The sequence below is a fragment of the Gordonia sp. NPDC057258 genome (genome assembly GCF_042668985.1).
GTDB lineage: Bacteria > Actinomycetota > Actinomycetes > Mycobacteriales > Mycobacteriaceae > Gordonia > Gordonia hongkongensis.
Genome location: NZ_JBHUXZ010000025.1, coordinates 63,863 through 73,699 on the forward strand (window position 1 = coordinate 63,863; position 9,837 = coordinate 73,699).

Annotated in this window: 9 protein-coding genes; 2 read left to right on the top strand and 7 right to left on the bottom strand. The window is 68.7% G+C overall.

Features of this window, described 5'->3' with window-relative positions; all coding sequences use genetic code 11:
• Positions 1-14: 14 nt before the first annotated feature.
• Positions 15-1,082, top strand: coding sequence for an acyl-CoA dehydrogenase family protein (locus ACFUEJ_RS17070; protein WP_311277521.1), 1,068 nt, complete (start codon positions 15-17; stop codon positions 1,080-1,082).
• Here the strand turns inward: ACFUEJ_RS17070 and ACFUEJ_RS17075 are convergent.
• The gene (locus ACFUEJ_RS17075) at positions 1,069-2,433 is read right to left on the bottom strand and encodes a dipeptidase (RefSeq protein ID WP_388030757.1); all 1,365 of its coding nucleotides are present in this window, start codon (positions 2,431-2,433) and stop codon (positions 1,069-1,071) included. The genes ACFUEJ_RS17070 and ACFUEJ_RS17075 overlap by 14 nt on opposite strands.
• 21 nt (positions 2,434-2,454) lie before the next feature.
• A complete protein-coding gene (locus ACFUEJ_RS17080) occupies positions 2,455-3,831 on the bottom strand; it encodes a DUF2252 domain-containing protein (RefSeq protein WP_388030760.1) in 1,377 nt (458 codons plus the stop codon).
• A 265-nt stretch (positions 3,832-4,096) separates the two neighbouring features.
• Between ACFUEJ_RS17080 and ACFUEJ_RS17085 the strand changes: the two genes are divergently transcribed.
• A complete protein-coding gene (locus ACFUEJ_RS17085; RefSeq protein WP_388030763.1) occupies positions 4,097-4,636 on the top strand; it encodes a hypothetical protein in 540 nt (179 codons plus the stop codon).
• 77 nt (positions 4,637-4,713) lie between these two features.
• Here the strand turns inward: ACFUEJ_RS17085 and ACFUEJ_RS17090 are convergent, their stop codons facing one another.
• The 5 genes from ACFUEJ_RS17090 to ACFUEJ_RS17110 form a co-directional block, all read right to left on the bottom strand.
• Positions 4,714-5,187: a Dps family protein gene (locus ACFUEJ_RS17090; RefSeq protein ID WP_065630666.1), complete on the bottom strand. Its 474-nt coding sequence runs from the start codon at positions 5,185-5,187 to the stop codon at positions 4,714-4,716.
• Positions 5,188-5,299: 112 nt separating this feature from the next.
• A complete protein-coding gene (locus ACFUEJ_RS17095; protein ID WP_065630665.1) occupies positions 5,300-5,731 on the bottom strand; it encodes an organic hydroperoxide resistance protein in 432 nt (143 codons plus the stop codon).
• Between the two features lie 129 nt (positions 5,732-5,860).
• Positions 5,861-6,550 carry a hypothetical protein gene (locus ACFUEJ_RS17100; protein ID WP_078111973.1) on the bottom strand — a complete coding sequence of 230 codons (690 nt, stop codon included), beginning with the start codon at positions 6,548-6,550 and terminating at the stop codon, positions 5,861-5,863.
• Positions 6,551-6,613: 63 nt separating this feature from the next.
• Entirely contained in the window at positions 6,614-7,876 is a 1,263-nt protein-coding gene (locus ACFUEJ_RS17105) for a lipase family protein (RefSeq protein ID WP_388030767.1), read from the bottom strand.
• Between the two features lie 127 nt (positions 7,877-8,003).
• Complete coding sequence (locus ACFUEJ_RS17110; protein WP_388030779.1) at positions 8,004-9,413, bottom strand: hypothetical protein; 1,410 nt, start codon at positions 9,411-9,413, stop codon at positions 8,004-8,006.
• Positions 9,414-9,837 lie beyond the last annotated feature (424 nt).

Below are 9,837 nucleotides of genomic sequence, written 5' to 3' on the forward strand. Positions count from 1 at the left end.
GTACTGTGAGAGTCGTGACCACCCAGGACGCCGGAGGCGAGCGACGAGCCGAGTTGCGAACAGCAGCGCTCAGGGTGGCCGACGAGGTCCTGTTCCCGGCGGCCGGCGAGGTGGACCGCACCGGAGCGGTCCCCGAATCCCACTGGCGAGCGCTGGCCGACGCCGGCCTGTACGGCATCGCGGCGCCGGTCGAGGCCGGCGGGCCGGGACTCGAATTCGGTGAGGTCACCGAGATCCTCGAAGTGCTCACCAGTGGTTGCCTCGCCACCGCTTTCACCTGGATCCAGCACCACGGCGTCGTCCTGTCCCTCGCCCGGAGCACCAACGACGAGCTACGTGGCGAACTCCTCGACGCGACCGTGAGCGGACGTCTACGCGCGGGCGTCGCCTACGCCGGAGTCGTCCCCACGCCACCACGGATGGTCGCGACGCGCACCGACGACGGCTGGCTCCTGAACGGGCACGCGCCGTTCGTCAGCGGCTGGGGTGTCGTCGACCTGCTCCAGATCTCGGCGCGCGACGCCGCGACCGATGACGTCATCTCCGCGATCCTGCGCATGCCCGATCTGGTCGGCGGCAGGTCGTCCGCAGCGGTCCGGGCAACACCCGTGGATCTGTCCGCCGCCGCCGCGACGACCACGGTGTCCCTCCGGGTCGACGGTCTGATGGTCCCGTTCGATCGCGAGGTCACGCGCGTGGGCCTCGCGGAGTTCTTCGCGACCCAGAACGTCGGCGTCCGATTGAACGGCACCCTGCCCTTTGGTCTGGTGCGGCGCTGTGCGGCACTGCTCGATGTCGGCGGCCACCACCGGGAGGGGCGGGCGCTGCGCGAGCGCGCCGACGTCGTCCGAACCGCGCTCGACGCCGGGATGGCTGATGCCACCGCACTACTGGCGGCCCGGGCCGACGCCGCGGCTCTGGCGCTCGATGCCGCGGCCGCGTTGGTGTCCGCGGACGGCGGCCGCGGCGTCGTGCGCGGAAGTGATACCGAACGGTTGTTCCGCGAAGCCGCGTTCGTCCTGGTGGCCGCGAGCCGCCCGGAACTCAAAACAGCTCTGCTACACCGCTTCAGCGGTACCTGAAGTCGCGCAGGAAGAGCGCCTCGGCCAGGGCGATCCGCTCGATCTCGGACGGGTCGACGCTCTCGTTGGGTGCGTGGATCAGGCACCGCGGTTCCTCGACGCCGAACAGCATGATCTCGGCGTCGGGGAACAGCGACTGGAGAACGTTGCACAACGGGATCGAGCCACCCTGCCCCTGGATCAGCACCTCGCTGTCGTAGGCGGTCGACAGGGCGCCGGTGAGCGTGTCGTACGCCGGACCGCTGGTGGATCCGACGAAGGGCGCGCCCACCGCCTCGCGCTCGAAGGACACCCGTGAGTTCCAGGGTGCGACGCGACGGAGGTGCTCGACGAGCGCGTCCTGCGCAACCATCGGGTCCATCCCCGGTGGCACGCGGAGGTTGATGCGCGCCCGCGCACGCGGCTGCACCGCCGCCGACGATCCGACCACCGGCGGGCAGTCGATGCCGAGCACCGTCGCGGCCGGGCGCGCCCACACCATGTCGGACACCGATCCCGATCCGACCAGGTCGACCCCGTCGAGAACCGTTGCATCGCTGCGGAATCGGTCGGGAGGGTAGGACACACCCGGCCACCGGGCGTCGGCATCGAGTCCGGCGACGGTGGTGTTGCCGTGCTCGTCACGCAGGGTCGCGAGCATCGAGATGAGCGCCGCGAGTGCATCTGGGGCGGCCCCGCCGAACATTCCGGAGTGCATCGCCGACCCCAGCGTCTCCACGGAGACGACGACGTTCGCGATGCCGCGCAGCGTCGTCGTCAGACTCGGTTTCCCGACCGCGAAGTTGCCGGAGTCCGCGATCAGGATCGCGTCGGCGGCAAGCAAGTCCGGATTGCGGACCGCGAAGTCCTCGAGGCCTCCCGTCCCCTGCTCCTCGGACCCCTCGCCGATGATCTTCACCGTCACCCCGGCCCGGCCGGCGAGCGCGCGCAGCGCGGTGAGGTGCACGGCGATGTTGCCCTTGCAGTCGGCAGCTCCGCGGCCGTACCACCGCCCGTCCCGCTCGGTCAGTTCCCAGACGGGAGAGTCCCATTCGTCGTCACCGAGCGGCGGTTGCACGTCGTGGTGGAAGTAGAGCAGGACGGTCGGAGCCCCCTCCGGGCCGGGAATGGACCCGGTGATCGCCTTGCTGCCGTCGCTGGTGACATGTGCGGCGGCGTCGTCGACGCCGACGGCACCGAAGGCCGCCAGCAGCCAGTCGACCATCCCGTCACACTCCTCGACGGGGAACTGCTGTGGGGCGTGCACCGACCGGAACCGGACCATTTCCGCGAGATCCGATCTCGCCTGCGGCATCAGCGCGGCGACCTGCTCCCGCAACGACGTCTCATCCTCGCGCGCAGTCGGTTCCACCGGCGACCTTCCCTGCCGGACTCAACTCTTACCCTCGGCCGCCAGGTCGTACACCTCGAGCTCGCCTCGACCGATGGCCTCCATCATCCGGGTGTGGTCGGAGTCGTTGAGATCCGCGTACGCGAGCGAGAACTCGGCGATTGCGTCACTGAAACCCTTGGTGGTCCCGAGGTACTCGGCGATCCGGAACCGGCTCGCGGTCCGGGCATGTGCCTGACCGAGAACCAGCCCGCACAGTTGTGCGTACAACTTCATCCCCTCCGCGCTCAGGGCCTCGACGACGACCGAGCCCTTTCCGTCGCGGAGCTGCCGCACATAGAAGTCGCGTCGCTCACCGTTCTCGTCGATCCCGGTCGACCAGCCGAGGAAGAGGTCGCTCGTCGCCTGGAGCAGGCGTTGACCCTCGACCACCCGCTGCCCTTGGTTGTCGAAGCCCGATGCCGGCACATGGTCGGCGAGCACCGATCGCTGCGCTTCTTTGACCTGCAAGAACAACGGATCACCCAGCTCCTTTCCGGTGAGCAGGATGATCCACGCCCGCGTGCCGACACTGCCGACGCCGACCACCTTGAACGCGATGTCGACGATCGCGAACTGGTCGAGGAGCGCCTGCACGTGCAAGGGCACGGTGTCGCGGTAGGCGCTGACCCGCTCGCGGACCCGTTCGGCCACGATCTCGGCGGTCTCGGCCGGGAACCGCTCGTGCAGCGGCACCAGCAGCGGCGGGTCGCTGCGGATGTGCGCGGAGCCGTCGGCGCCGATCACACAGAGCTTCGCGAGGGCCTGCGCACTGTCGCGGTGCCGCGCCTTCTTCAGTGCTTTCTGCGTCCGCTCGCTCATCGACGTGTCCAGCTTGGGTCCGAACTCCGCCAGGAAATGGTCGACGTCGATCCCGGCGTACCAGTTCTCCAGAGTCGTCTTCGACGCACTGCGCACGACCGCCCGCCGGTACGCCTTGGCAACGGTCTTGGCGACCTTGCGGTTGGTCGCGTCGTCGAATCCGTTGTTACGCCCCGCGATCGCGAAGCTCGCGGCGAGACGCTTGACGTCCCACTCGAACGGTCCGATGTGCGTCTCGTCGAAGTCGTTCAGGTCGAACACCATTCGACGCTCCGGGCTGAAGAAGAGGCCCAGATTGCTCAGGTGCGCGTCGCCGCACAGCTGGGTGATGATCCCGGTGTCCGGCGTTCTCGACAGGTCGTCGGACATCACCGCGGCCGCACCACGATAGAAGGTGAACGGCGTCGCCGACATCCGCGCGTGCCGGACCGGGATGAGATCGGCGACCCGGGTCTGCGCCTGCGCTTCCAGGATGCGCAGCGGGTCGGCCCGCTCCGTCGGCGTCGGGCACGCGGCGAGTTCGACAGCGGTGGGCGGAGTGGACAGAAGTGTCGACACGGAGTGCTCCTTCACGTCGATGCGGCCCCGCCACAGGCAGAGGTCCGTGTGTCCGGGCCCGGTCGGAACCCGCGGGTGAACGCCGCCGAAAACGAAGTCCTCCGAGGGAGAATTCTTCCAGCCCGTCGGCAGTTCCGCCGATGGATCGGTGATCAATCTGCGCCACGTTCCCTCGGTCGCGTCCGGGTCGCGTCCACCGGGATCTGCCGACCGCCGCCCAGGGCGTGTGACCCGCTTCACGACTGCAACAGGTTCTAGTTGTAGCGTGAACGTCGTGGATTACTGGGGTGTGATGGTCGGGTTGGGGCTCGTGGCGACGGCGCTCGGCGTCATCGGGTTCGTGCGGTACCGCGAGCGGGAATCGACGAGTCTGCAGCGTCAGACCCAGCTGGCGCGCGAACTGCGTGACCTCGCCGGCGGCGACGAGGTCCGGCTGGCCGCGGTCGACGAGTTCTCGCTGACCATCTATCAACGGCTCTTCTACGTCTCGGTGGTGGCCCCGTGGATACGGAGTGCCGCGTGGGCTCTGCTCGGCGCGGCGCTGGCCGGTGCGGGAGCGCTCGCGACCGGACCGCTCGACGGGGTGTTCGCGACCGTCGCACACATCGCGGCGATCCTCGTGTCCGCGGTGTTCGCGGTGGCCACCCTGGTGTACGTCGGCATCGCGCTCTACCACTCGGCGACCACTCCTCGGGTCTCCTTCAGCGACTCCTATGCCGACGATGACGCCGATCCCGCCGTCGACGCCCCCGATCCCGGCACCTCCGATCCCGGCACCCCCGAATCTGCTCGGTCCGTCGACTGATCAGGCCCCCGGACACAACGAACCCCCGTCGCGAGTCGACGGGGGTTCGTTGCTGTGAGAGGGTCAGGCGTACTCGCTCACGCGATCTGCGCCTGCCACATCCAGTGCAGCTGCTCGAGTTTCGACGCGAACGAGATCAGCAGGTCCTGAGTGACCGGATCGGCCTCCTCGGTGACCCCGATTCGCTCGCGGAGACCCGCGACCACTGCCTTGAGATTGTCGACGATCGACTCGACGACGTCGCTGTCCTTGGTCCAGCCCTCACCGAATCCCTTGGTGTGGGCGGTCTTTGCGACGGTCTCGGCACGGCCGTCCGGGCTCACGCCGATCGCGGTGGCCCGCTCGGCGGCCGCGTCGGTGAACTCCCTGGACACCGTGACCAGTTCATCGAGGTCGAGATGCACCGACCGGAACTGCTTGCCGACGACGTTCCAGTGCGCCTGCTTCGCGATGAGCGTCAGGTCGATGAGGTCGACGAGGGTGTCCTGCAACGCCTTTCCGGCGACGGACTGCTGCTCGTCGGTGAGCGTGCTGGTGATCGGGTTGGTCATGATCAAGAACTCCCTTCTTGTCCTATGGATTACCTCTGCTCCCTGAGGTGCGAGGAGCGATAGCGACGAGCCACGAAGGGCGCCGACACCGACACCCCGCACGGCTCAACGATCAGACGCGTACGGTGACCGACGAGTCGATGTTGCCCTTGGTCGCCTTCGAGTACGGACAGAATGTGTAGGCGAGGTCGGCGAGTTCCTTGGCCTTGGCCTCGTCTAGGCCGGGCAGCGAGACCTCGATGGCGACGGTGAGACCGAACCCGTTGTCCGCCGGGTCTTTTCCGATCCCAACGGCCACGTCCACGGTCGCCCCGTCGGGCACCGGGGTATCGGCCTGCTTGGCGGTGGCGCGCAGCGCGCTCAGGAAGCAGGCGGCGTAACCCGCCGAGAACAATTCCTCGGGATTGGTCCCCTCACCGCTGCCACCCAGCTCCTTCGGCGGCCGCAGGTCCAGATCGATCTGGCCACTCGCCGAAACGACTTCGCCGTCGCGTCCGCCGCCGGACGCCTTCGACGAGATGGTGTACACCGGTTCGATTGCCATTCGAAATCCTCCTGGATGCTCAGTGCGGGTTCGGGCCAACGGTCGGTTCAACCCACCCCGCTCGCGGAACATTCCGACGACACCGGCGACGGCGACGTGATGGTCACGACACCGGCGTCGGAGTCCGGTTCACCGTCCGCGCATCATCCGCGTGGGCTTCATCCGGGTCGACTCCGGCAGCCACTGGTTGACCGGTCGCCGGAGGGTGCAGAGGGCGGCGACCACCAGGAGACCGAACTGGAGGTAGCTCAGGACGACCATGACGGACGACACGTCCGGGTATCGGAACAGCAGGTCGACTCCGACGGGGATGCACAGCAGATGCACGACGACGGCGGCCAGGAAGAAGTTGCGGAGATGGCGGCTGTGCTGCGACGCGGCGGTCACCAGGCACGCATACTCGATCGCCAACACGACGACGATCATCACCAGCATGAACGGCGGGAAGAAGCCGGCGAGGGTCTCGACCTCACTCTCGGGTGCGGAGTTCGCCGGGTCCGAGACCACGCCTTCGAGCAGTCGGCTGCGCAGATCGTCGGTGATGGTGCCGAGGTTGAAGAAGCCGTAGATCGTCAGCACGAGACCGATCACGGCCGCGCCCCACCACACGATTCGTGCGTGCACCGCCAGCGCCTCCGGCGGCGGTCCCGGCTCGCCCGGCCGCGTCGGATAGAGCGCCGACTGGTCCCGATCGCGCGAGGACCGCTCGATGGCCGCCAGATCCTCGGCGTCCAGCTCGGCCTGGCTCGGGACGCGATCGGGGTCATCCGCGGCAGAATCGCCGGACGCGCCCCCGGCCGGGTCCTTCGGATCCGTCATGCCCCGATCCTGCCACTCACCCCGGCGGGCCTCCAGCATCGAGGAGGTTCGGCCGCGAGCGGCTCACTTCCGGAACTCGGCGAGGACGAACTCCATCCCGGGGACGAATGTGCCGAGCATGGGGACGACATGGTTCACGATCGACTTCGTCAAGATGGGCGGGGTGGGGTCGGTGACGAAGGTGACGTCGGCGCCCTGGGCGCGCCAGTCCGCCGCGAGCTGCGCGACCTGGCCATACGGGATCACGTCGTCGTGCAGTCCGCCTTCGACGAAGACGGGCGCGTTCGGCTTCAGGCGACCGATCCGCTGCTGGCGGACAACCTCTTGCAGTCCGGGGGATCGTGCGATGAGGGACGACAGCGTCTCGCCGGTTCGGGTCCAGGTCTCGACGCGGCGGAAACCGAAGGCCGGGATGATGTCCCCGATGCAGCTGGTCGAGATCTGCTTCAGCGCGGCCTTGCCGGTGGGGTTGGTCTCTCGTCGCACCACGTCGGCGACGTTCGGATACCGCTCGGTCAACCCGTTGACGGCAAAGCCGATCGCCCCCGCGATGGTGGTGCCGTCGATCGCGGGGATGACCTTCTCGAGGTCGGCCGGGGGCGCGCCGGCGTAGGTCGCGCGCACGTCGAGTTCCGGTGCGTAGGTCTCGGCGAGTTCGGCGGCCGACGCGGCTGCGCCACCGCCCTGCGAGTAACCGGCGAAACCTACGGGGGCGTCCTTCGGGGCGCCCGAGATCGCGAGTGCGGCCCGGGCGCCGTCGAGCATCGCCTGACCGGTCTCCGCGCGGTTGACGTAGGTGTGGACACCGGGCGTGCCCATCCCGATGTAATCGGTGATGAACACCCGCACGCCGTTGACGAGCATGTAGTACATCTCCGGCGCGGTGTAGTTGACCGAGATGCCCGGCTTCGTGATGTCCACCGCGAGGGGCACGGTCATCAGCTTCGATGGCGCACACTGGTCGCCCTGACCGATGGTCCCGGAGCCGACGACGACGGTCGGGCGCGGACCCGGGCCGCGCCATGGCGCGGTGGGTTCGATGACGGTTCCGGTGACCGCGGCGGGTTTCCCGTCCTGGTAACGCGAGGTGTACATGACCTTGCGGGCGGTCCCCGGCCACTGACCCGCCATGCCGGGGATCTGGAGCAGCAGCGGACTCGGCTGACTGCGGATCACCGATCCCGGCTCGGACGCGAACCGGGCCGGCGGGGTGTAGAAATCCGCCGCCGCTGCAGTACCGACCGCTGTTGGGGCCAGCGACGCGACGCACGCTGCCACCAGCGCGGCGATCCCGAGCGTCCGTCTCGATGTCCTGCGATGGGTCATGGTTCTCCCCGACTTCCAGTTCATGGCTGTGTAACCTACCGCACAGTAACTTGAGTCGGGTGACTGGTGTCGCTTCCGAGTGTGTGACGCCTCGCAGAGGGCCACAGGGGTGTCGCCGATCGACGGCCTAGCGGCCCGGCGTCACCTTGAGCATGCGACCGAGCGCTGCCTGCCACAGCGATCCGTCGGCCGTGATCGTCCCGGTCAGCTCGAGTGGTTCGTCGAACGGCGCCGTCCCGACCGGCACCGTCGCGACCCGCCTGCCGGTCGCGAAGTCGGTTGCCACATAGTCGACTTCGCCGAACTGCTGTGGGAGGTTCGGCCGGATCGGGCCATACCCGATCGCGTGGATCAGACCGTCCGCGCGGGACAACTTGGGGAGTGTCGCGATCCGGTCGCCGTTCTCCCACACGCGACGACAGCCGCCTTCCCCGACATCGATGCGGGTGGCGCCGCCGACGAACGGTGCATCGGCCGGGTCCGACGGCCCCTGCACCGCCATCGGCGGGTACTGGTAGCCGTAGGTGCTCGGGATGACCAGCGAGTTGCCCCAGGCCATCGGCGAGTTCTCGGTGCCCGGCCCGGACGTCGAAAAGGCCCGCATGCGGCAGACCTCGGAGCCGTCATCGCTGCGCAGCACTCGGAGATCCGGCGGTTCCGCGTTGTCGACGATTGCGACCCAACCATCGCCACCGGGACCGAAGTACGTCGGCGTCGTCCCCGAGCCCCAGGTGAGCTGGCCGGGTTTGCGTGCCGGCCCCCGGTCATACGCGCGACGCCAGACGACTCGCGGTGCGCGCCCCGGTTCGGCGCGCATCTCGTACAGCGCGTGCGTCGTCAGGATCGACGCCCCCGTTCGCCGGATCGACAAGCCGTTGCCCAGTTCCTCTCCCGCCGACAGCCGGGTGGCCCGCACGGTGTCATGCCGGTCGACTGTCCCGACCACCCCGCGCGTCGTCGCGAACCACACGCGGCCGTCGAAGTCGGGCGCCAGGCCGGTGATGGCGTCACCCGCCGGTATCGCGTGGTCGACGTCGACGCGATCGTCGACGAACACCCGCCAGCCGCTGGCCGTCTTCGCATGCGCGACACGGAGAATCGACCCGGACCCGTCGGCGACGACCACCCGGTCGCGGTCGTCGAGATAGCCGTACACGCCGCCGAGCAGTCCGCCCTTCGTCAGCTGCGTCGACGCCAGTGGTTGCGCGGTCCGGGGATCGAAGAGGACGACCGACGGCGCCGCGAATGCCGGTGGCGACGATCCGACGAATTGCGTGCACAACGCGACGGGCATCCCGTCGCGTCCCACGAACGTTGCCGCGCAGGCGCCGCCCGGGATCGAGGAGCCGGCCAGTCGAGCCCCGCGGCCGGGGCCTCGATGCGCCGTGGAGTCCGTGGAGGCGAGGTCGCCGTGCATGAGCGAGGTGTCGCTCGGTCCGAGTCCGGTGCTCGGCGAATCGGGTTGTGCCGCTGCGGGGTACGCGAGCGTCGCCGCCAACGCCAGAACCCCGGTGACCACCGCCGCCCGGAACCGCATCTTCCGTGTCATGAGTGGTCAAGCTACCCCACTCTCCGCCCCCTGAGGAGCGCCCGGAGCTTGCGGAGGGCGCCACCAACCACCGACCCCTGAGGAGCGCCCGGAGCTTGCGGAGGGCGCGACCAACCGCCGCTCCCTGAGGAGCGCCCGGAGCTTGCGGAGGGCGCGTCACGAAGGGTCTGCCCCGCGTCTCGCCGAGACCCTTCGTGACGCTCGCAAGCTCGCTCCTCAGGGAGCGGGGGGTTGGCTCGCAAGCTCGCTCCTCAGGGAGCGGGGGGGGGGTTGGCTCGCAAGCTCGCTCCTCAGGGAGCAGGGTTGGCTCGCAAGCTCGCTCCTAGTAATAGCTGGAAGGGCTGGTAACTGGGACATCCTCCTGATGTGGTCATAAGGGGCTTGGTTATCCCAACCACAAAAGGAGGATGTC

Coding starts and splice junctions, on each gene's coding strand:
- ACFUEJ_RS17110 (WP_388030779.1), bottom strand. CDS start 9,413: ATGCGGTTCCGGGCGGCGGTGGTCACCGGGGTTCTGGCGTTGGCGGCG.
- ACFUEJ_RS17090 (WP_065630666.1), bottom strand. CDS start 5,187: ATGACCAACCCGATCACCAGCACGCTCACCGACGAGCAGCAGTCCGTC.
- ACFUEJ_RS17100 (WP_078111973.1), bottom strand. CDS start 6,550: ATGACGGATCCGAAGGACCCGGCCGGGGGCGCGTCCGGCGATTCTGCC.
- ACFUEJ_RS17095 (WP_065630665.1), bottom strand. CDS start 5,731: ATGGCAATCGAACCGGTGTACACCATCTCGTCGAAGGCGTCCGGCGGC.
- ACFUEJ_RS17105 (WP_388030767.1), bottom strand. CDS start 7,876: ATGACCCATCGCAGGACATCGAGACGGACGCTCGGGATCGCCGCGCTG.